Annotated in this window: 21 protein-coding genes; 9 read left to right on the top strand and 12 right to left on the bottom strand. The window is 69.0% G+C overall.

Annotated features, from left to right (window positions below):
* Positions 1-173: 173 nt before the first annotated feature.
* The 3 genes from ACWEIJ_RS11640 to ilvD all read left to right on the top strand — a co-directional run bounded on the left by ACWEIJ_RS11640 (position 174) and on the right by ilvD (position 2,912).
* Positions 174-569: a PH domain-containing protein gene (locus ACWEIJ_RS11640; RefSeq protein WP_449837103.1), complete on the top strand. Its 396-nt coding sequence runs from the start codon at positions 174-176 to the stop codon at positions 567-569.
* A complete protein-coding gene (locus ACWEIJ_RS11635) occupies positions 566-991 on the top strand; it encodes a vitamin K epoxide reductase family protein (protein WP_449837102.1) in 426 nt (141 codons plus the stop codon). The genes ACWEIJ_RS11640 and ACWEIJ_RS11635 overlap by 4 nt, the downstream gene beginning before the upstream one ends.
* Positions 992-1,067: 76 nt before the next feature.
* Complete coding sequence (gene ilvD / locus ACWEIJ_RS11630) at positions 1,068-2,912, top strand: dihydroxy-acid dehydratase (RefSeq protein ID WP_449837101.1); 1,845 nt, start codon at positions 1,068-1,070, stop codon at positions 2,910-2,912.
* Positions 2,913-2,949: 37 nt separating this feature from the next.
* Here the strand turns inward: ilvD and ACWEIJ_RS11625 are convergent, their stop codons facing one another.
* Positions 2,950-3,360, bottom strand: a complete 411-nt coding sequence (locus tag ACWEIJ_RS11625; protein ID WP_449837100.1) for a winged helix-turn-helix transcriptional regulator — start codon at positions 3,358-3,360, stop codon at positions 2,950-2,952.
* A 77-nt stretch (positions 3,361-3,437) separates the two neighbouring features.
* Here ACWEIJ_RS11625 and ACWEIJ_RS11620 point away from each other — a divergent pair, with 77 nt between their 5' ends.
* Entirely contained in the window at positions 3,438-4,208 is a 771-nt protein-coding gene (locus ACWEIJ_RS11620) for an oxidoreductase (RefSeq protein WP_449837099.1), read from the top strand.
* Here the strand turns inward: ACWEIJ_RS11620 and ACWEIJ_RS11615 are convergent.
* The 3 genes from ACWEIJ_RS11615 to ACWEIJ_RS11605 all read right to left on the bottom strand — a co-directional run bounded on the left by ACWEIJ_RS11615 (position 4,205) and on the right by ACWEIJ_RS11605 (position 6,170).
* On the bottom strand, positions 4,205-4,447 hold the full coding sequence (locus ACWEIJ_RS11615) for a hypothetical protein (protein ID WP_449837098.1): 243 nt from the start codon (positions 4,445-4,447) through the stop codon (positions 4,205-4,207). The two genes, ACWEIJ_RS11620 and ACWEIJ_RS11615, sit on opposite strands and share 4 nt — an antisense overlap.
* Before the next feature lie 10 nt (positions 4,448-4,457).
* Entirely contained in the window at positions 4,458-5,186 is a 729-nt protein-coding gene (locus tag ACWEIJ_RS11610; RefSeq protein ID WP_449837097.1) for a DoxX family protein, read from the bottom strand.
* Positions 5,187-5,255: 69 nt separating this feature from the next.
* Positions 5,256-6,170, bottom strand: a complete 915-nt coding sequence (locus ACWEIJ_RS11605) for a 2-hydroxyacid dehydrogenase (protein ID WP_449837096.1) — start codon at positions 6,168-6,170, stop codon at positions 5,256-5,258.
* Positions 6,171-6,198: 28 nt separating this feature from the next.
* Here ACWEIJ_RS11605 and ACWEIJ_RS11600 point away from each other — a divergent pair, with 28 nt between their 5' ends.
* On the top strand, positions 6,199-7,101 hold the full coding sequence (locus ACWEIJ_RS11600; protein ID WP_449837095.1) for an alpha/beta fold hydrolase: 903 nt from the start codon (positions 6,199-6,201) through the stop codon (positions 7,099-7,101).
* A gap of 10 nt (positions 7,102-7,111) precedes the next feature.
* Positions 7,112-8,272 (top strand): PQQ-dependent sugar dehydrogenase, encoded by a 1,161-nt coding sequence (locus tag ACWEIJ_RS11595; protein WP_449837094.1) that lies wholly within the window; start codon positions 7,112-7,114, stop codon positions 8,270-8,272.
* 20 nt (positions 8,273-8,292) lie between these two features.
* On the opposite strand, the gene ACWEIJ_RS11590 is transcribed toward ACWEIJ_RS11595, so the two are convergent.
* Positions 8,293-9,240 (bottom strand): LysR family transcriptional regulator, encoded by a 948-nt coding sequence (locus tag ACWEIJ_RS11590; RefSeq protein WP_449837093.1) that lies wholly within the window; start codon positions 9,238-9,240, stop codon positions 8,293-8,295.
* Positions 9,241-9,386: 146 nt separating this feature from the next.
* On the opposite strand from ACWEIJ_RS11590, the gene ACWEIJ_RS11585 reads away from it, so the two are divergent.
* From ACWEIJ_RS11585 to ACWEIJ_RS11575, 3 genes are read left to right on the top strand one after another with little or no spacing between them, the layout of a single operon-like run.
* A complete protein-coding gene (locus tag ACWEIJ_RS11585; RefSeq protein ID WP_449837092.1) occupies positions 9,387-9,956 on the top strand; it encodes a hypothetical protein in 570 nt (189 codons plus the stop codon).
* The gene (locus ACWEIJ_RS11580; protein WP_449837091.1) at positions 9,904-10,272 is read left to right on the top strand and encodes an SgcJ/EcaC family oxidoreductase; all 369 of its coding nucleotides are present in this window, start codon (positions 9,904-9,906) and stop codon (positions 10,270-10,272) included. Before ACWEIJ_RS11585 ends, ACWEIJ_RS11580 begins: the two co-directional genes overlap by 53 nt.
* Positions 10,269-10,628, top strand: coding sequence for a VOC family protein (locus tag ACWEIJ_RS11575; RefSeq protein ID WP_449837090.1), 360 nt, complete (start codon positions 10,269-10,271; stop codon positions 10,626-10,628). Before ACWEIJ_RS11580 ends, ACWEIJ_RS11575 begins: the two co-directional genes overlap by 4 nt.
* A gap of 66 nt (positions 10,629-10,694) precedes the next feature.
* On the opposite strand, the gene ACWEIJ_RS11570 is transcribed toward ACWEIJ_RS11575, so the two are convergent.
* From ACWEIJ_RS11570 to gatC, 7 genes are all read right to left on the bottom strand, one after another.
* Positions 10,695-13,178, bottom strand: coding sequence for a M14 family zinc carboxypeptidase (locus tag ACWEIJ_RS11570; protein WP_449837089.1), 2,484 nt, complete (start codon positions 13,176-13,178; stop codon positions 10,695-10,697).
* 208 nt (positions 13,179-13,386) lie between these two features.
* Positions 13,387-15,852 carry a CHAT domain-containing protein gene (locus ACWEIJ_RS11565; protein WP_449837088.1) on the bottom strand — a complete coding sequence of 822 codons (2,466 nt, stop codon included), beginning with the start codon at positions 15,850-15,852 and terminating at the stop codon, positions 13,387-13,389.
* 191 nt (positions 15,853-16,043) lie between these two features.
* Complete coding sequence (locus ACWEIJ_RS11560) at positions 16,044-16,298, bottom strand: hypothetical protein (RefSeq protein ID WP_449837087.1); 255 nt, start codon at positions 16,296-16,298, stop codon at positions 16,044-16,046.
* Between the two features lie 186 nt (positions 16,299-16,484).
* Positions 16,485-17,987, bottom strand: coding sequence for an Asp-tRNA(Asn)/Glu-tRNA(Gln) amidotransferase subunit GatB (gene gatB, locus ACWEIJ_RS11555; protein WP_449837086.1), 1,503 nt, complete (start codon positions 17,985-17,987; stop codon positions 16,485-16,487).
* The gene (locus tag ACWEIJ_RS11550; RefSeq protein WP_449837085.1) at positions 17,984-18,181 is read right to left on the bottom strand and encodes a hypothetical protein; all 198 of its coding nucleotides are present in this window, start codon (positions 18,179-18,181) and stop codon (positions 17,984-17,986) included. The genes gatB and ACWEIJ_RS11550 overlap by 4 nt, the downstream gene beginning before the upstream one ends.
* Entirely contained in the window at positions 18,178-19,662 is a 1,485-nt protein-coding gene (gene gatA / locus ACWEIJ_RS11545; RefSeq protein WP_449837084.1) for an Asp-tRNA(Asn)/Glu-tRNA(Gln) amidotransferase subunit GatA, read from the bottom strand. Before gatA ends, ACWEIJ_RS11550 begins: the two co-directional genes overlap by 4 nt.
* The gene (gene gatC, locus ACWEIJ_RS11540; RefSeq protein WP_030467875.1) at positions 19,659-19,958 is read right to left on the bottom strand and encodes an Asp-tRNA(Asn)/Glu-tRNA(Gln) amidotransferase subunit GatC; all 300 of its coding nucleotides are present in this window, start codon (positions 19,956-19,958) and stop codon (positions 19,659-19,661) included. The genes gatA and gatC overlap by 4 nt, the downstream gene beginning before the upstream one ends.
* Positions 19,959-19,980 lie beyond the last annotated feature (22 nt).

The following is a 19,980-nucleotide window of genomic DNA, read 5'->3' as shown; positions in this document are numbered from 1 at the left end:
GGGTCGTGCGAGGGTCGCGCGTCGACGCAGGCTGTTCGGCTCAGGCGTCGACGCGCCTGAGAAGTACGAGAACGAGCGTGCGCTGCATGAGGCGGACGTTATCGCCTCGCGCAAGAGTGCGTCAACTCTGCGAGACGGAATTCCCGGATCGTGGACGTGGAACAATCCTTCGAGTGAACAAGCTGGTCTTTCGCATCCCGGCAACGGCGCTGCTCGCGGCGGGTCTCATCGCCATCTGCGTGACCCCTGTGGCGTGGGCCGTTCCTGGCCTGCAGGCGTTGTACGTGCTGCCGCTCGGCTATGCGTGGTGGGTCGTGCGCAACCGCACCACCGTCACCGAGGAGGCGCTCGTCGCTCGGGGGCTGTTCGGCTCGACGACCGTGCGCTGGGACGAGGTGAAGTCCATCCGGCTGGTCCAGAAGGGCTGGCTGAAGGCGGTGAAGACGGACGACACCGAGGTGACGCTGCCCGCGGTGCGGTTCATGCACCTGCCGGCGTTGTCCGCGGTCAGCGGCGGGCGTGTTCCTGACCCGACCGTCACAGAGGAATCCGTACAGTCGGCGGAGTGATCCAACGAGTTCCGCTGCTGAGCCTGCTGCTGTCCATCGCAGGCCTGCTGACCTCGGCTTATCTGACCTACACGCACTTCAACGCCTCCGCGCTGCTGTGCTCGGCCGACGCCGTCGTCGACTGCGAGACGGTGACCACGAGCGAGCAGTCCGCGTTGTTCGGCATCCCCGTCGCGTTCCTCGGCCTGGCCTTCTTCGCCTTCCTGACCGTGATCTGCCTCCCGTTCGCGTGGCGGATCGACGCGCTGAAGTGGGTGCGGCTGGGCGCCGTCGGCGTGGGCGTGCTGATGGTGGTCTACCTGGTCGCGGCCGAGTTCCTCATCATCGGCAAGATCTGCCTGTGGTGCACCGTTGTGCACGTCGTCACGCTCGCACTGGCCTATCTGCTGGTCTCGGCGAGTCTGCGCACAAGTAACCTTTGAGGCACCGCTCCCAGACTGGTGGACGCCTCACCCCCGCGTCCCGCGCGCTTTTTCTTGAACTGAATCTGGAGGAGCAGTGCCTCAGCTCCGCTCTCGCACCACCACGCACGGTCGCAACGCGGCCGGAGCGCGCGCCCTCTGGCGCGCGACCGGCATGACCGACAGCGACTTCGGCAAGCCGATCATCGCGATCGCCAACTCCTACACGCAGTTCGTGCCGGGTCACGTGCACCTGCGGGACCTCGGCGACATCGTGGCCGAGGCCGTGCGCGAGGCGGGTGGCGTGCCGCGCGAGTTCCACACCATCGCGGTCGACGACGGCATCGCCATGGGCCACAGCGGCATGCTCTACTCGCTGCCCAGCCGCGAGATCATCGCCGACTCCGTCGAGTACATGGTCAACGCGCACCAGGCCGACGCGATCGTCTGCATCTCGAACTGCGACAAGATCACCCCCGGCATGCTGAACGCGGCGATGCGGCTCAACATCCCCGTCGTGTTCGTGTCCGGCGGCCCGATGGAGGCCGGCAAGGCCGTCGTGGTCGAGGGTGTCGCCGTCGCGCCGACCGACCTCATCACCGCGATCGCCGCCTCGGCCTCGCCCGCCGTGAACGAGGAGGGGCTGTCCGAGGTCGAGCGCTCCGCGTGCCCGACGTGCGGCTCCTGCTCCGGCATGTTCACCGCGAACTCCATGAACTGCCTCACCGAGGCGCTCGGCCTGTCGTTGCCGGGCAACGGCTCGACGCTGGCCACCCACGCCGCGCGCCGCGAGCTGTTCTCCGAGGCCGGCCGCGTGGTCGTGGAGCTGTGCCGCCGGTGGTACGGCGAGGACGACGAGTCGGTGCTGCCGCGCTCGATCGCGAACCGCAAGGCGTTCGAGAACGCGATGGCGCTCGACATGGCCATGGGCGGCTCGACGAACACCGTGCTGCACATCCTCGCCGCCGCGCAGGAGGGCGAGATCGACTTCACGCTGCAGGACATCGACGACCTGTCCCGCCGCGTGCCGTGCCTGTCCAAGGTGTCGCCGAACTCCGACTACCACATGGAGGACGTGCACCGGGCGGGCGGAATCCCCGCGCTGCTGGGCGAACTGGACCGCGCCGGCCTGCTGAACCGCGACGTGCACTCCGTCCACTCGCCGGACCTGGAGTCCTGGCTCGCGAAGTGGGACATCCGCGCCGCGAACCCGTCGCCGGAGGCCGTCGAACTGTTCCACGCCGCGCCCGGTGGTGTGCGCACGACCGAGGCGTTCTCGACGTCGAACCGCTGGTCCTCTTTGGACACCGACGCGGCCGGCGGCTGCATCCGCGACTTCGACCACGCCTACACCCGTGACGGCGGACTGGCCGTGCTGCGCGGCAACCTCGCCGAGCGCGGCGCGATCATCAAGGCCGCGGGCATCGACGAGGACCTGTGGCGCTTCGAGGGCCCGGCGCGCGTCGTCGAGTCCCAGGAGCAGGCCGTCTCGGTGATCCTCAACAAGGAGATCCAGGCGGGCGAGGTGCTCGTGGTGCGCTACGAGGGTCCGTCCGGCGGCCCCGGCATGCAGGAGATGCTGCACCCGACCGCGTTCCTCAAGGGCTCCGGCCTCGGCAAGAAGTGCGCGCTGATCACCGACGGCCGGTTCTCCGGCGGTTCGTCGGGCCTGTCGATCGGCCACATCTCGCCGGAAGCGGCGGGCGGCGGCACGATCGGGCTCGTCGAGAACGGTGACCGGATCCTGATCGACGTGCACGAGCGGCGCCTCGAACTGCTGGTGGACGACGAGGTGCTGGCCGAGCGGCGCGCCAAGATGGAGGCGTCGGAACGGCCGTGGCAGCCGGTGGACCGGGTGCGGCCGATCACGGGCGCGCTGCGGGCGTACGCGCGGATGGCGACCGACGCGTCGACCGGCGCGGTGCGCGACCCGAACCGCTAGATCACGTTTCGGCTGCGCTGCCCTGGCCGGCTTCCGGTCAGGGCAGCTCCTTTTTGGCGGTGTCGTACCTGTCGGCGTTCGCGAGGACCTCGCCCATGTGTTCCTGCGCCCAGCTCCTGAGCCCGCGGGTCAGCTCGTGCAGCGAGCGGCCGAGCTCGGTCAGCTCGTAGGAGACGGTCACAGGGACGGTCGGCGTCACCGTGCGGGTCAGCAGTCCGTCGCGCTCCAACGACCTCAACGTCTGGGTCAGCATCTTCTGACTCACCCCGGCCAGCGTGCGGGCGAGCTCGGAGTACCGCAGCGGACCTCCGCCGAGCGCGCACAGGACCAGGACGACCCACTTGTCCGAGATCCGGTCGAGCAGCCGGCGGCTGGGGCAGCCCGCCAGGAACGCGTTGTACTCGACCTTGGCCTGAGCCCTCTTCCGGGCCGCGTTCGTCGTCGCCACAGACTCACCTCTGGGAGGGTTGCGCACTTCTGAGTGCCTACTTCCCGACAGGAAGTTTCTCTCCAAGGCTAGTGCACATGAACACTCTTCCCGGCGGCACTTGGACCCTGGGCGACCTGACCGTCACGCGGTTCGGCTACGGCGCCATGCAACTGGCCGGTCCAGGCGTCATGGGTCCCCCTGCCGATCGCGACGGCGCCCTGGCCGTGCTGCGTGCGGCGGTCGGCCTCGGCATCACCCACATCGACACCAGCGACGCCTACGGCCCGCGCGTCACCAACGAGCTGATCCGCGAGGCGTTGCACCCGTACCCCGAGTCGCTGGTCATCGCGACCAAGGTGGGCGCGACCCGCGACGGCCAGGGCGGCTGGCCGGTGGCCCGGCGACCTGAGGACCTGCGCGGTCAGGTCCACGACAACCTGAAGTCCCTGGGGCTCGACGTGCTCGACCTGGTCTACCTGCGACTCGGGAACGCGGAAGGTCCTCAGCCCGGTTCGGTCGCGGAGGCGTTCGAGACTCTCGCCGAGCTCCGGCAGCATGGCCTGATCCGCCACCTCGGGGTCAGCAACGCCCTCGCGGAACAAGTCGCCGAAGCGCAGCGCATCGCGCCGGTCGTGGCCGTGCAGAACATGTACAACATCGCTCACCGCCAGGACGACGACCTCGTCGACCGGCTCGCGGCCGAGGGCATCGCGTACGTGCCGTTCTTCCCGCTCGGGGGCTTCACACCACTTCAGGCACCGAGGTCCGCCGCGCTGGCCTGGTTGCTCCAGCGGTCACCGAACATCCTGCTCATCCCAGGCACGTCGTCCGTCGCGCACCTGCGCGAGAACATCGCCCGGCTCTAGCCGACGAACGTCAGCGCCAGACAAGCCAGAAAGACGAGCCAGCCCGTCAGCGGTCCGCCGACGGGCCGGCTCGTCTTCTTGACCAGGACGCCGCTGACCACCAGGCCCGCGAGCAGGCCCAGCGGCGGTAGCAGGGATCTCGCGGTGAGACCGAACGGGACCGCCACCAGGTACACGATCGGAATTCCGATCACCAGCAGGGCGAACTGGAGCAGCGCTCCCGTCAGGTTCTTCCGCACGCGAGGGCGCCTACCGGAACACGAAGAACGTCACCGCGGCCGCACCACCACCGAGCAGCAGGGCGATGAACCCGGCCGCCAGCGGGTGGCGGAACCAGCTGCGGTTGTAGTCGAGCGCGGCCCGGCCGGGTCCGGCGAACAGCGCCGCGAACGCCATGCCCGCGAGCGCGAGTTCCAGTTCGACGCCCTTGGGGCCGAAGAAGCCGCCCTTGTACTTCAGCGCGATCACGTTGGCCATCACCGCGAGCAGGCCCGCCGCCGCGAGCGGCGTGAAGAGGCCCAGCACGAGCAGGCTGCCGCCGGCGAGCTCCGTGACGCCGGTGACCCAGGCGAGGACGACCGACTCGCGGTAGCCCATCGACTCCAGCGACTTCGCGAAGCCGTCGATGCCGGGGCCGCCGAACAGGCCGAAGACCTTCTGCAGTCCGTGCAGCACGAAGATGCCGCCGAGCACGGCGCGCAGTCCGAGCAGACCGAGGTCGGGACCGGCGGTCCAGCCGAACTTCTTGCGCTCGTCGTCGAACGGGTCGTCGGCGAACTTGTCCACAGTGGACTTGTCCAGCGGCGTGTAGGCCGTCGTGTCGAACGACTTCGTCGTGGAGTCGTACGGCGAAGTAGCCCCTTCGCCGACTCTGGTCGTGCTGTCGTCGAAGTGGTGCACTCCCCCTCCGCTGCTCGAGTAGAACGAGTCGTCGGAGAAAGCGCTCGAGGTGCTCGAGCCTTTGTCGTGAGTAGCCACGCCCGCACGCTAGGAGACCGGGAAAGCGCGCGCGAGAGCCGAACGGCAGCCCAGTTTCACCCGTACGGCCTAGTAGGTTCCGGTGACGAGATTGTGCGGGCGTTCCCCCGCGGCGTACCGGGCGATCTCGGACGCGACGACGGCGTAGGCGCGCTGCGTGTGCCCCGTGCAGGAACCGGCCACGTGCGGAGTGAGCAGCAGTCCCGGTGCGGTCCACAGTGGATGATCAGCGGGCAGTGGTTCGGGGTCGGTCACGTCGAGGGCCGCCCGCAGGCGTCCGGAACTCAGCTCCGCGAGCAGCGCGCCGGTGTCGACGACCGGCCCGCGCGCGCCGTTGACCAGGATCGCGTTGTCCTTCATCGCGGCCAGGAACTTGGCGTCGACCAGATGCCTGGTCTCCTCCGTCATCGGCGTGAAGATCACCACCGCGTCGAACTCCGGCAGCAGCGACGGCAGTTCGTCGACGCCGTGCACCCCGTCCCGCGCGGTGCGGCCGACCAGTACGGACGAGGCGTTGAACGGTGCGAGACGACGTTGCAGCTGCTCGCCGAGATCACCGGCGCCTACGATCAGAACCTTCTTGTCCTGCAAGGTGTCCGTGACGTGGTAGTCCCAGCGGCCTTCGGCACGTGCGCGTTCGAAGACGAGGAAGTCTCGGTAGATGGCGAGGAGAGCACCGATCGCCCACTCCGCGGTGCTACCGCCGTGCGCGCCCCGGCACGTGGACAGCATGACACCGTCGGGAACCTTGCCGACGAAGTTCTCCGCGCCGGCGCTCAGCAGTTGCACGAGCCTGAGCTTCGGCAGCCGCGCGAACACCTCGCGCGGGTCGGTGCCGGCCAGGAACTTGGGGACCAGGACCTCGGCGTCGGACGCCTCGGCGGGTAACGGCTGTCCCGGCACGTAGCGAACCGGCCGGACTCCGTCCACCTGAGACAGCGCCTGAACTCCGAAGTCATCTGGCACGAGCACGGTGAGCGTCACCCGCCCAACGTACGACAGAATGTCGGCCATGCGGGAGCACGACGTCATCTCCTGGGACGGCACGAAGATCAGAACGTGGCAGCCGTCGGGCGACGGCCCGCCGGTGCTGCTCTGCCCCGGCGTGGGTTCCGGGCCCGAGTCGTGGCCGTCGCTGGCCGACCGCGGCGGTCTGCTCAGCTGGTACATGCGCGGCACGATGGGCTCCGACCGGCCGGTGGACGAGCGCAACATCTCGTTGGACGACCACGTGTCGGACGCGATCGCCGTGCTCGACGACGCGGGCATCGAGCGGTGCGTGGTCATGGGCTGGTCGATGGGCGTCACGATCGCGGCCGAGCTGGCGTTGCGTCATCCGGAACGGGTGGCGGGCCTGCTGCTCGTCGCGGGCGCGCCGGGTGACTCGTTCGACGCGATGCTGCCGTTGATCCCGAAGAACGCGCGCCGGTTCGTCGGGCTGGCCGGTGCGAAACTGCTGCAGCAGGCCGGTCCGGTGCTGGACAGGGTGCTGCACCGGGTGCCGGTGACGGACGTGACCACGTTCCTGCTGCGGCACAGCGGTGTGATCAAGCCGAGCAGCGACCCGACGGCCGTGACGAACGCCGTGGCCCGGTTCCTGCAGCACGACTGGCGCTGGTACTTCACGCTGGCGCTCGCGCTGGGCGAGACGCCGCGCCAGGACCTCAGCTCGATCGTGTGCCCGATCACACTCCTGGCCGGGCGCGACGACCTGCTCGCGACGACGGAGAGCATGGTCACGCCCGTCGGCGCGCTGCCCCAGGCACGGCTGAGGGTGTTGCCCTGCAGCCATTACCTGCCGCTGGAGGCACCCGAGGTCGTGGCGGCCGAGCTGGACCTGTTGCTGGACCGGGTGCGTTCGGTCGACTTCGCGACTTCAGAGGCGTTCACTTCGGGTTCACGGTCGGACACCTAGCCTGGGAGTCGTGGTTCGTTCCGCAGCGTTGTTGGCCGCCGCCTGCCTGCTGGCAGGGGGCTGCGCGAGCTTTCCCGACGAGCCGGCACCGACGAGCTGGAGCGCGCAACCACAGCTGACCCCGCAGGCGGGACCGAAGCCGGAGCTGCCGGGCGAGTTCCGGCCGTCTCCCGGTGAGCAGGGCCGCGGGCAGACGCAGCAGAGCGTGCCGCCGCCGCAGGGCTGCAAGGACTTCAACCCCGCGGTGATCGCCACGTGCCTGAACACCGTCACCGGCGTCGCGCCGATCGGCGGGGACTCGCAGGGCGGGGTCGCCGCCTACGCCACCGAACGCGGCGGCCGCCTGGTCAAGGTCAGCAAGGACGTCGACCCGGTCGTGATCGCGCAGATCGACGTGGACACCTCCTCCGACGGGGGCCTGACCGGGCTCGCGCTGTCGGCCACGTTCGCCGAGGACCAGCTCGCGTACGTCTACGTGACGACCGCGACGGACAACCGGGTGCTGCGGATCGCGGCGGGTGACACGCCCAAGCCGATCCTCACCGGCATCCCCAAGGGCCCGTCGGGCAACCGCGGGGTGCTGGCGAGCGACCGCAAGGGCGCGATCCTCGTCGCGACCGGTGACGCGGGCAACCCGGCGCTGGCCGCCGACCCGAACTCGCTCGCGGGCAAGGTGCTGCGCATCGACGGCTCCGGCCAGCCGGCCAAGGGCAACCCGACGGCAGGCAGCGCGGTCGTCATGTCCGGGCTGCGGCAGCCCGGTGGCCTGTGCGTGTCGGCCGACGCGCAGAAGACCTGGGTCACCGACTGGTCCGCGGCCTACGACGCCGTCTACCGGGTCACGCCCGGCAAGGTCGGTGACGCGGCGTGGACCTGGCCGGACCGGCCGGGCGTGATGGGCTGCGCCTCGCTGTCGGACCTGCTGTGGGTGACGACCACGAAGACGCCCGGCCTGCAGAACCTCCCGATGAACGCCGCCGGTTCGTTCACCGGCAAGCCGACCGTGACGATGGACGACGCGAGCGGCTACGGCCGGATGGGCCCGATGGAGCAGATCAACGACTCCGCCGCGCTCGTCGGCACGGTCAACAAGGCCGGTGGCCAGCCCGTGTCGTCGGACGACCGGGTCGCGATCGTCGTGCGCACGGGTCACGATCCCGGCAAGGACTGAGTTCCTGCCAGGCCGGGGTTCTACGCGGACAGGGCGAACGCTTCGCCGCCGTTGCGCCACCAACGCGCGTAGACCTCGCTCTCCTCGACCAGCTTCCGGTACCCGGCGGTAACCTGCACGCACAGGTCGTCGATCTCGCGCGCGACCGGTGCGTCGAGGCGCCAGGCCAGCACGACCTCGCGGACCAGCGGGTTCCCGGTGACCGGCAGTCGCGCGACACCGGGCGGGGTGCCGCCGACCGGGTAGAGCGGGCACACCGCGCCGGACTCCCTGATCAACGTCAGCGCGACGTGCGCCTCGCCGCTGAAGTGCGCGATCCGCTGCTCGAACCCGGCGGCCGCGCACTCGCGGGCGAAGTGGGCGTTCATGCCGCTGTCGTCCGGCTCCGGCATGACCCACTTGTCGTCGGCGAGCGCGGCGAGCGGCACCTCGGACTCGCGTGCGCACGGGTGGTGCTCCGGCACGCCGACGAACAGCGGTTCGCGGGTCAGCAGCCGATGTCCGGCATTCGGCGGCAACGTCAGCTCGGTACCGGGAAATCGACGCATCACCGCGAGGTCGAGTTCACCCGTTGTGAGCAGCGCGGTGAGCGTTCCGGTCTCCTTGATGGTGCGGCTGGTGACGTTGTCCTTCAGCGCGCTCACGAGTAGTCCGAAGTGATAGGCGGGGATTCCGGCGAGCCTGGTAGGAGCGTCGGAACTGTGCGCGTTACGGCGCGTTACGCGTTCGAGAGCGTGCAGTTGCGTGATCATCGACCGCGCCTCCCGCACGAAGTCCTGACCGGTCGGGGTGAGCCGCACGCCGTCTGCCGTGCGCAGGAACAGCACGCCGCCCAGATGGCCCTCTATGCGTTTGAGCTGCGTCGTCACCGCGGGCTGGGTGAGGTGCAGGCGTGCGGCCGCCTTGCGCAGGCTGCCGCAGTCGGCGATCGCCACGACCAGTTCGAGATGCCGCACTTCCAGGCGCATGCGACCGATGTTATCGCTCAATGTAATAGGGCCAATACCCTCCGGAATCTCGCGTGAGACTCGGGCGTATCGATACGTTCGCCGTCGTGATGGAATTGGCCGAGCGCCCGACGCGCACCGATGCGGTGCTGTTTTCGGACCGCGCCGTGAAAAAGTTTCTCCAGGCCGCGTCCGCCGAATACTCGTTCATCACCGAGGACGAACCGAGACCGTGTTTCGCCGTGCTGCTCGGCCTGACCTCGGGCTCGGAGGCGGTCGTCGGGGACGTGGCGTTCGGCCGCAACGCGCGGCTGACCGACCCGTCCGCGCGCGAGGAGTTCGCGTCGACGATCGTGCCGCGGTTCGGCACGGCGTACGAGAACCCGGTGCGGGCGTGGTGGCTCGACCCCGCCGACCTGCTCACGATCACGCGCACCGCCGACGCGGCCGGGTTGGACGTCCTCGGCTCGATCCACCTGCACCCGGACTGGCACCGGCTGGGGCCCGCCTGTGAACGCGACCGGCCGTTGAGCGACAGCCCTACGCCGATGGACGAGCACATGTTCCGCAACAGCGGATGGCCCGTGAACGTCGTCTGTTACCTCGAACGCCGCCATGGCGGCCTCTACTACTCGCTTGCCGCGTGGGACGCCGAGTGCCTGCGCCTGCCCTTGAGGACTTCACATGACCGAGCAGATCTACTCGCTGTGGCAACGCATGGAGCAAGGCTGGGCTGACGGCGACGGTGACGCGTTCGCCTCGGTCTTCGCTGCGGACGTCGACTTCGTGACCGTGCGCGGCGAGGAGCTGTTCGGCCGGCGGGCCGTCGCTCTCGGGCACGGGCAGCTCTTCGCCGGGCCGTACCGCGACACCAAGCTGACCACCGAGATCAGCCTGATCAGGCCGCTGTCCGACGACATCTCGGTCGTGCACGTCACGTCCTCCATCGCCCCGTCAGGCATCACCACACACGCGCAGGCCGTCGTCGTCCGGCGTGCCGAGGGGTGGGAGATCGCCGCGTTCCACAACATGATCCCGAAGGGGAAGTCGTGAGCAGGCCTCGACTGCGGCACATCGCGTTCGTCGTGCAGGACCCGAAGAAGATGGCCGACTTCTACACCTCGCGGTTCGGGATGGAGCTGTTCCACACCGACCCGGACGGCAGCCACTTCGTCACCGACGGGTACGTCAACCTGGCCCTGATCCAGCAACGCCTCGACGGTGACGTCCCGACGGGCTTCAACCACTTCGGCTTCCAGGTCGACTCGGTCGAACCGTACCTCGACTCCCTCGAACCCCGCCCCGCTCTACGCGGCGGCGACCGCCCGTTCGCCGAGTACCGCGCCATCGACCCGGAGGGCAACTGGTTCGACCTCTCGGCCCACGGCTACCTCCCACCCGGCCTCTGAGTTGAGCGCACGCGGGGACGCCGCGTACTCCAGAAGAGTACGAAAGCTCCCCGCGTGCACTTCGGACTAGCGGGTGCCCGCCCAGTAGACGGCGCGGGCCACCTGGGCGTAGAGGCCCTTCGGGTGGTTGCGGAACATCGGTTCGGTGCCGAAGAGGACCACGCGAGCGCCGGTGGCTGCCGTACCGGAGACGACCGCTGCCTGGCCCGCCGCGTCGGCCTGGCCGCCGGTGCCGTCGTCGCGCGGACGCCAGTGGCCCGCGGCGATCACCGTGCTGCCGTAGCGCTGGTCGACGTTGACGCCCGGACCGAGGTTCGTGAACCACTGCGGCGCGTAGACGAACGAGTGCGGCAGCGCGCCGGTGCCGACCGGGCCGGTGCCGTTGACGACGTTCACCACGCCGTTGGCGTCCTCCCAGCCCGCGACCGGCGTGGCCTGCAGCAGCTTGGCGTCGACGTTGAACCTGCCGCCCGTCGCGCCGCGGGTGATCACGCCGCCGCGCTTGAGGAACTCGTCGAGCGCGGCCTTCGCCGTGGCGTTGAGCTGCAGGTAGTTCAGGCCGGACGACACGAAGAGCACGTCGACGCGCGACCAGTCGAAGCCCGCGTTGAGCACGGCCGTGGAGATCGTGCGGACGTCGAACCCGGACTCCCGCAGCACCTGCAGCTCGTCCGGGCCGACCGCGGCCGCGATCGTCTTGCGCTGCAACGCCGTTCCGCCCGGCTTGGCCGTCGTGAAGCGGACGCCGTACCGGTCGGCGACCTCCCGCGCGGCGAGCCGGTCGGCTGCCGGGACCACGATCGTGCCGTCGTCCTGGCGCCGCAACGGGATGCCGCGGCCGAGCAGGTCGTTGACGGCCAGAGCGTCCTTCTCGTCGTTCAACGTCAGCGCGAGATCGGCACCGGGAACGCCGTCGACGTCGCCGGTCGGGGCCGCCGCGACGACGTCCCGCCCGGTGAACTGGAACGGGCCGTCCTTGTAGATGTCGATCGACGCGCCCCAGAGCAGGCGGTGGCTCCAGCCCGAGATGTCGTACATCACCGGCACCTTGGCGCTGATGTCGCTGCCCTGCTCCAGCATCACGTTCGCGAGCGCCCGCTTCGGCTGGTGCATGTCGACCACGTACGACCCGGCCGGATAGCGCTTACCACCCAGCGTGAACGGCCTCTCCGCGCGCTTGACCCGCACGTCGTGAGCCACCAGGTGGTCGACGAGCCTGGCCGTGGCGGCCGCCGAACGGTCGTCGGTGAGCACGTACGCGCGCGGGAACTCCGTGCGGTAGCGGTCTTCCGGCCCGAAGCCGGGCACGAACCCGTCCGGGATCTCGCGCTGCGGCTCGCCCGCCTTGCCGCGGCGGAACATCTCGACCTGGTTGGAGATCAGCTCGCCGCGGTGGTCGTCCACGTACCCGATCGTGGTCTTGATCGTGGACTCGACGACATCGGTGTTGATCTTCGCCCGGCGCTGCAGCTCCGCGACCGGCAGCGTGTCGTAGGCCTGCCGGTTGACCTGCTGCGGGATCTCGATCGTGTACGAGATGGCGCCGTGGTACATCGAGTACTGCGCGGTGTAGATCGGCGCCCAGCCGTCCCACACACCGGGCTCGTAGTCGCGGAACGGGATCTCCGGGTGCGCGGTCTCGGGGTAACCGAGGCCCTGCACGCCCTTCTCCATCGCGAGACCGTTGGCGTAGCCGTGCTTGATGTACAGGTCGAAGTCGTAGTTCTGGCCGTGCGGCGGAGTCGTCGGCTCGATGAGCGTGTTCTCCGAGTAACCGTGCTCGTCCAGCATCATCAACGGCTGGGTGTGCTCGACGATCTCGCGCATCGCCCGGTTCTCCGGCTGCGAGCTCGTGACGAAGTCGCGGTTGAGGTCGAAGCCCGCGTTGTTGGTGCGCGTGCCGGCGACCCGACCGTCCGGGTTCGCCGTGAGGTTGAAGTAGATCCTGCTGCGCCGCAACAGGGTCTGCGTGTCCCGGTCGTTCGACGTGGCGAGGTGCTCGATGACGCGCAGCGCGCCGTCGGTGCCCTCCCACTCGTCACCGTGGATGTTGTTGTTGATCCAGATCGGCGCCTTGTAGAGGCCGGCCGGAACCTCGTGCCCCTCCTCGATGCCGGCCCGGAACTGCTCCTGCAGACGGGTTTGCGCCGGGCTCTCCGGCGCCGTCAGCGTGACCAGGTACAGGTCGCGGCCGAGCCCGGACTGGCCGACCACCTCGACCGAGACCCTGTCGCTCTTCTGCTGCAACGCGTTCAGCCGCGGCGCGAGCGAGTGGTACGGCGCCAGGTTCAGCTTGATGGTCTTGTCCGCCGGATTTTCGGGATACGTCCGCAGCTTCGTCCTGCGTGGATAGCCCTGGTAGCGATCGGCCCGGTTCTCCCCCTGGGCCTGCACCGCCTGGGCCGAGATGGTGTCCAGGGCCGCGATTTCGTTGCGTTCCGGCCCGTTTCCGGGCTCCCGGTCCGAGTTCGACGGTTGAGCCGTGCCACTGACGGGCGCCGCCACCGCCGCGGTGACCGCCAGTAGAACAGCCAGCAGAGTTCTGCGCATGCGCTCGTTTCTCGCACAACGGCCCGCGCATCGACTAGAGCCGATAGGCGGGCCGTTGTTTCCCCTCGGTCAAGACCTGTGCCATGAGAGTGGCACAGACCGACGCATCTGAACGAGAAAAGTTCACCAACCGGGCGCAGCGGCAGCCTAGAAATCACCACTGACCAGCGTGTTCATTTCGTTGAACACCGACAATCACTCGAACGGTCTAGCCCGACCCCAGGCACAGGAACGGCCGCCGGAACGGGTCCTTCGCCATCGCCTCGGCCAGCGCCACCGCCGGCGCCGCCCCCGCCACCAGTGCCTGGTGGTAGTCGGCCATCGCGGCCGCACTGGCCTCGTCGCCGACCTTGCTGGCCGCCGCGACGACGGTCCTGGTGCCGCCGGCGAGCATCGCGCCCGCGAACCCGAGGGCTTCGTCACCAGGCCTGATCCGGTTCAACGCCAGCGAACAGGCGGCCAGCACGACGTGAGCGGGAGGTTTGCGCAGGCGGCCGAGCTCGTGCGCGAACAACGGCCCGTCGACAAGTTCGAGCCGCGAGAACAACGCGTTCTCGTTCTCGTGCTCCCCGTGCGCAGCGATGTGCACGAGGTCGGCTCCGTCGAGGTGCGCGAGAACCTCCGCGGCCGTCGCGTCGTCACCGGACAGCACGGTCGCCTTCTCGTGGTGCACCGCGAGCCGGTCGAGCTCGCCGTCCGCGAACTGCAGGCTCGGGCCCCGCACCAGCAGCACCCGATCCGTCTTCGGCTTGTCGGGCTGCGTTGCGGCGAGCCACGCCGTGGCACTCGGCGCCGTGACGACCGGCCGCCCGTGCAGACTCGGGATGACACCCCACGGCACCGCGTACAGCGCGCCGGTCGGCACCACGATCAGCTCGCGTTCGCCGATGAGGCGGCTCAACGGCTTGATCAGCATCGCGTCCAGCGCGTCCGCCTGCTTACGTGCCGAGGCGCCGATGACCTGCACCAACGGCTGGGGCAGGTAGTCGGGGGCGAGCGCGTTGAGGTCGAAGTGGAGCTTCTGCGCGCTCTCCAGCGCCTCCTTGGCGGCTCCCAGCCGGACCATCCGCACCTTGCCGCCCGCGATGACGACGGCGATCATGCCACCGCCGGAGACGACGAAGCTGACCATGGCCCGCTCGCCGAGTTCCGCGATCACCTCGGGGAGGGTCGCCATCGGCCGCGGCTTGCCCCACCGCTGGGCGTGCCATCCGAGCCGGTTGGCCTCGCGTTGTGCCTTCACCAGCTCATTGCGCAGCTCGGCGGTGGGCCGGCCGTCGAGACCGGCGCGCATCAGTTCCCGGCCGAGTCCGCGCACCTCGGCGATGCGCTCGGCCAGCTCGGTGTTCTCGACGTGCTCCAACGGTTCATAGCGGTACGTCTGTGCTCGGGTGCGCTCCAGCCACACGAACACGTGGCGCGCGTTGTTGCTTTCCAGAGCCAGGCGTATCGCCAGTTCGCGCAGTTCACGGCCGTGCACAGCGGTTGCGGACACCAACTCCAGCCCACCCAGCTGGTCGCGCACGAGCCCGAGTTCGTCCAAACCCTTGCGCGCGTGCAGCAACGCAGTGCGACGATCGCCCTTGGCCAGAGCGAGTTCGGCCAGCACGAGCCGTCGCTGCATGCGGTGGTCCAGTGGAGTGACTGCACGTGGACGTGGCAGTTGCCTCAACAACTCTTCACCGTGACCGAGTCGGCCTCCGCGAACCTCGAGCCGTACCGCGATCACCTTCGCGAGCCACGCCTCGTCCAGCAGGTGGTTGGCGGCGAGAGCATCGGAGAGCACCAACGCCTTCTGCACCAACGCGTTCGTAACGCGTTTCGCCTGCAAGGCGTGCGCCCAGAGCTCGATCAAAGCGGCCATCATCCACCACGGGCTGCCGCGCTTCTCCAGCTTGCGCATGGAGGCTTTCGCCATCCGGCGGGCCAGGTCGAACTGGTCGTCGAGCAGTGCTGCCGATGCGCGGTACATCTCGACCTCGGCGATGTCCTGCTGGACCTTCTCCCGGCGTAGCACCGGCAACGCCTCGTCCAGCATCCGGCCGACGTCGTCGGACATGCCGACCATCAACATGGCTTCGGCTTGGAGCAGTTGTACCTGCGCGAGCAGCGACGGCTGCTGGGCGGCGCGGAGGAAGCGTTCCGCTTCTTCGTAGCGGCGAAGGGCCTCGACCAGGTCCCCGCTCTGCTTGTAGGTGTTGGCGAGCGCTACGACCGTGTAGGGGTGAAGGTCGTCCAGGCCGTAGTCACGGCTGAGCACAGCCACCCGTTCCAGATCGGCAATCGCGGCATCACGCCTGCGGATGGCCGCGTTGGAGAAGGCCCTGGCGGTCAGAGACGTCGCGAGCCGTTGCGCCCACTCCTTGTCGATCCGCTCTGGCGACGTTCGCAGCGCGTCCTCGGTGAACCTGATGAAGGGCGTGAACCACTGGACCGCCTGCTCCGGCTGGCCCATGCGCATGATCATGCCGCCGTGGCAGTAGTCGGTGTTCCCCTTCAGCAGCACACGCAGCCAGGGATCGTCGAGCAGGTCGATCTCGCGACGTGCCCTGTCGAAAAGCTCGACAGCGGCCTCAAGGCCACTCGTCTCGCCGACACACCGGCCGAGGTTGTACAGGATGCGGGCCCGAAGCTCCGTCCGTTCCGGACTGTCCGGGGCACGGTCAGCATGCACGAGTGCACGCTTCAGAAGGCGGATGGAGGCTGGAAACCGATGCTTCGCCTGCTCCGCCCATCCCTGCTGGTACATCTCGCGCGCTCTGTCCAAGGCACGAGCGGGCATGTGATCATCACACCACATGCCACCCGAATGGCGCTGTCCGCCAACCAGGCACACACCTGGTTGGCGGACACCGCAGAGGGTCACTAGCTGGCTACTTCCGCCTTCGCCAGGTTGTCCGGGTGGTTCGGGCAGTCCGGGTCGTGCTCGACCGCGCCCTCGGTGACCAGCCGCGGTTCACCGACCAGCGGATGACCGGGAGGAAGCGGGCCGCAGCACTGCGGGGTCATCGGCGGGTCTTCTTGCGGCGGAGTCTTCGGCTCCGTGTGGTCGCCACCCGTGACCAGGTCCTCGACCTTGTGCAGGATGTCGCTGATGAAGCCTTCGCGTTGACCGCTCATGAGGTTTTCCCCCCTCGTTTGGACTATTTACTTCCCATCCCCCCAGATGGGTGCGTCAGAAAGAGTCGCACACACGGCTACGGGTATACGTCTCATTTAGCTAACAGCCACTCGGTCGGCCTAAGATCACAAAGGGTCACCTGCACAAACAGGTGACCCTTTGTGATTTTTGCTTCGATTGTGTATCTACGAGCAGCGTGCGAGCACGATCTCGCGCACGCGGGCCGCGTCGGCCTGTCCCTTCGTGGCCTTCATGACCGCGCCGACGATGGCGCCGGCCGCCTGGACCTTGCCGTCGCGGATCTTCTGGGCCACGTCCGGCTGGGCGGCGAGGGCCTCGTCCACGGCCTTTTCCAGGGCCGAGTCGTCGGAGACGACCTTCAGGCCGCGCTTCTCGACGACCTCGTCCGGGGTGCCTTCGCCTTCGAGGACGCCGTTGACGGCCTCGCGGGCGAGCTTGTTGGTGAGCGCGCCCGAGTTCACCAGCTCGATCACCCGTGCCACGTGCGCCGGGGTGATGGGCAGGTCGGACAGCTCAACGCCGCGGGAGTTGGCCTGCTGCGCCAGGTACGACACCCACCACGAGCGGGCCTCGTCCGGCTTCGCGCCCGCGACGACCGTGGCCTCGATGAGGTCCAGCGCGCCGGCGTTGACCAGGTCGCGCAGCACCTCGTCGGTGAGGTTCCACTCCTTCTGGATGCGCGCGCGGCGCTCCCAGGGGAGCTCGGGCAGGGTGCCGCGGAGCTCCTCGACCCACTCGCGCGACGGCGCGATCGGGACCAGGTCGGGCTCCGGGAAGTAGCGGTAGTCCTCCGCCGTCTCCTTCTTGCGGCCGGGCGACGTGGTGCCGGAGGACTCGTCGAAGTGACGGGTCTCCTGGGTCACCGAACCGCCGGAGGCGAGCACCGCGGCCTGACGCGTCATCTCGAAGCGGACGGCGCGCTCGACGCTGCGCAGCGAGTTGACGTTCTTGGTCTCGGTGCGGGTGCCCAGCTCGCCGGTGGACTTCGGCGAGAGCGAGACGTTCGCGTCGCAGCGCAGCGAGCCCTGGTCCATGCGGACGTCGGACACGTCGAGCGCCTTCAGCAGGTCGCGCAACGCGGTGACGTACGCGCGGGCCACCTCGGGGGCGCGACGGCCGGTGCCCGGGATCATCTTCGTGACGATCTCGATCAGCGGCACGCCCGCGCGGTTGTAGTCGAGCAGTGAGTGCTCGGCACCGTGGATGCGGCCGGTGGCGCCACCGACGTGCAGCGACTTGCCGGTGTCCTCCTCCATGTGCGCGCGCTCGATCTCGACGCGGATGACCTCGCCGTCGTCCAGCGTCACGTCGAGCCAGCCGTTGAAGGCGATCGGCTCGTCGTACTGCGACGTCTGGAAGTTCTTCGGCATGTCCGGGTAGAAGTAGTTCTTCCGCGCGAACCGGCACCAGTCGGCGATCTCGCAGTTCAGCGCGAGGCCGATGCGGATCGCGGACTCGACGGCCTTGCCGTTCACCACCGGCAGCGAGCCCGGCAGGCCGAGGCACGTCGGACAGGTGTTCGTGTTCGGCTCGCCGCCGAACTCGTTGGCGCAGCCGCAGAACATCTTCGTGTTGGTGTGCAGCTCGACGTGCACTTCCAGGCCCAGGACGGGGTCGTACTTCTCGATGACCTCGTCGTAGCCCATCAGCTCAACCAGAGCGGTCATGCCAACTCGTCCTTCCGCAGAGCGCGCACGGCCAGCGCGGCACCGGTGACCGCCACGGCGATGCTCGCGATCGCGTTCGCCAGGGCCAGCTTGTCGTTCTTCTCACGGGCGGCCCGCAGGCCGGAGAACGCTCCCACGGCTCCTGCCACCGCACCGGCGAGGCCGAGGAAACCCCGCGCCTTCTTGATGTTCACAGCGACGGACCTCCAAACGCACCGCGCGCGGCCTCGTAAGCGGCGGCGACGCGGTACATGCGGTGGTCCTGCAGCGCCGGGGCCATGATCTGCAGACCGACCGGCAGGCCGTCCTCATCGGACAGTCCACTCGGGACGCTCATGGCCGGGGTGCCCGCGAGGTTCGCGGGAATGGTGCAGAGGTCCGCCTTGTACATGGCGATCGGGTCGTTCGCGCGCTCGCCGATCTTGAACGCCGTGGTCGGCGTCGTCGGCGAGATGAGCACGTCGAAGTTCTCGAACGCCTTGGCGAAGTCCCGCGTGATCAGCGTGCGGACCTTCTGGGCCGAGCCGTAGTACGCGTCGTAGTAGCCGGACGACAGCGCATACGTGCCGATCATGATGCGGCGCTTGACCTCGGGGCCGAAGCCGGCCTCGCGGGTCAGCGACATGACCTCCTCGGTGCTGCGCGTGCCGTCGTCGCCGACGCGCAGGCCGTAGCGCATGGCGTCGAACCGGGCGAGGTTCGACGAGCACTCGCTCGGCGCGATGAGGTAGTAGGCGGGCAGCGCGTAGTCGAAGCTCGGGCACGACACGTCCGCGATCTCCGCGCCGAGCTCCTTGAGCTGCGACACGGCGGCCTGGAAGCTGCGCAGCACGCCCGGCTGGTAGCCCTCGCCCTGGAACTGCGTGACGACACCGACGCGCAGACCGGACAGGTCGCCGTTCAGGCCCTCGCGGGCGGCGGCGACGACCGGCGGGACCGGGGCGTTGATGGACGTCGAGTCCATGTGGTCGTAGCCCGCGATGACCTCGTGCAGCAACGCGGCGTCGAGCACCGTGCGCGCACACGGACCGGCCTGGTCCAAAGAGCTGGAGAACGCGACGAGGCCGTAGCGGGACACACCGCCGTAGGTCGGCTTCACGCCGACGGTGCCGGTGACCGCACCAGGCTGGCGGATCGAGCCACCGGTGTCGGTGCCGATGGCGAGCGGCGCCTGGTACGCGGCCAGCGCGGCGGACGAACCACCGCCGGAGCCGCCGGGGATGCGCTCCAGGTCCCACGGGTTGTGCGTGGGGCCGTACGCCGAGTTCTCGGTCGACGAGCCCATGGCGAACTCGTCCATGTTCGTCTTGCCGAGGATGACGACGCCGGCTTCCTTGAGCTTGCGCGTCACCGTGGCGTCGTAGGGCGGCAGCCACCCTTCGAGGATCTTGGAACCGACCGTGGTCGGCACGCCCTCGGTGGTCATGACGTCCTTGAGCGCCAGCGGCACACCGGCGAGCGCTCCGACGGTTTCGCCCGCCTTGACCGCCTCGTCGACGCGACGGGCCTGCGCGAGCGCGCCCTCGGTGTCGACGTGCAGGAAGGCGTTGACCTTCCCGTCGGTCTCGGCGATGCGGTCCAGGTGGGCCTGCGTGACCTCGACGCTGGAGACCTCACCGCTGTGGATCTTCGCGGCGAGCTCGGCCGCGGTGGCGTGGATCAGGTCGTTGGTCATGCTTCCTCACCCAGGATGCGGGGCACGCGGAACCGGCCGTCCTCGGCTTCAGGAGCGCCTGAGAGCGCCTGCTGCTGACCGAGGCTCGGACGGACCACGTCCTCGCGGAAGACGTTGGTCAGCGGAACGGCGTGCGACGTCGGCGGGATGTCGGCCGTGGCGATGTCGCCAACGGAAGCCACCGACTGGAGGATCACGTCGAGCTGGCCGGCGAACAAGTCGAGCTCGTCCTCGGTGACGGCCAGCCTGGCGAGCTTCGCCAGGTGCGCGACCTCGTCGCGGGAGATGCTGGGCACTCCTGTCAACCCCCGTAGGGTC

Source organism: Lentzea sp. NPDC004789 (assembly GCF_053601075.1).
This window is presented reverse-complemented; position numbering and strand designations above follow the sequence as displayed.

What these genes read in the sequence shown, in the direction of transcription:
- ACWEIJ_RS11620 (WP_449837099.1), top strand. Translation starts at nt 3,438, where the DNA reads ATGAACACTCTTCCCGGCGGCACTTGGACCCTGGGCGACCTGACCGTC.
- ACWEIJ_RS11580 (WP_449837091.1), top strand. Translation starts at nt 9,904, where the DNA reads ATGACCGAGCAGATCTACTCGCTGTGGCAACGCATGGAGCAAGGCTGG.
- gatA (WP_449837084.1), bottom strand. Translation starts at nt 19,662, where the DNA reads ATGACCAACGACCTGATCCACGCCACCGCGGCCGAGCTCGCCGCGAAG.
- ACWEIJ_RS11600 (WP_449837095.1), top strand. Translation starts at nt 6,199, where the DNA reads ATGCGGGAGCACGACGTCATCTCCTGGGACGGCACGAAGATCAGAACG.
- gatB (WP_449837086.1), bottom strand. Translation starts at nt 17,987, where the DNA reads ATGACCGCTCTGGTTGAGCTGATGGGCTACGACGAGGTCATCGAGAAG.
- ACWEIJ_RS11570 (WP_449837089.1), bottom strand. Translation starts at nt 13,178, where the DNA reads ATGCGCAGAACTCTGCTGGCTGTTCTACTGGCGGTCACCGCGGCGGTG.
- ACWEIJ_RS11560 (WP_449837087.1), bottom strand. Translation starts at nt 16,298, where the DNA reads ATGAGCGGTCAACGCGAAGGCTTCATCAGCGACATCCTGCACAAGGTC.
- ACWEIJ_RS11590 (WP_449837093.1), bottom strand. Translation starts at nt 9,240, where the DNA reads ATGCGCCTGGAAGTGCGGCATCTCGAACTGGTCGTGGCGATCGCCGAC.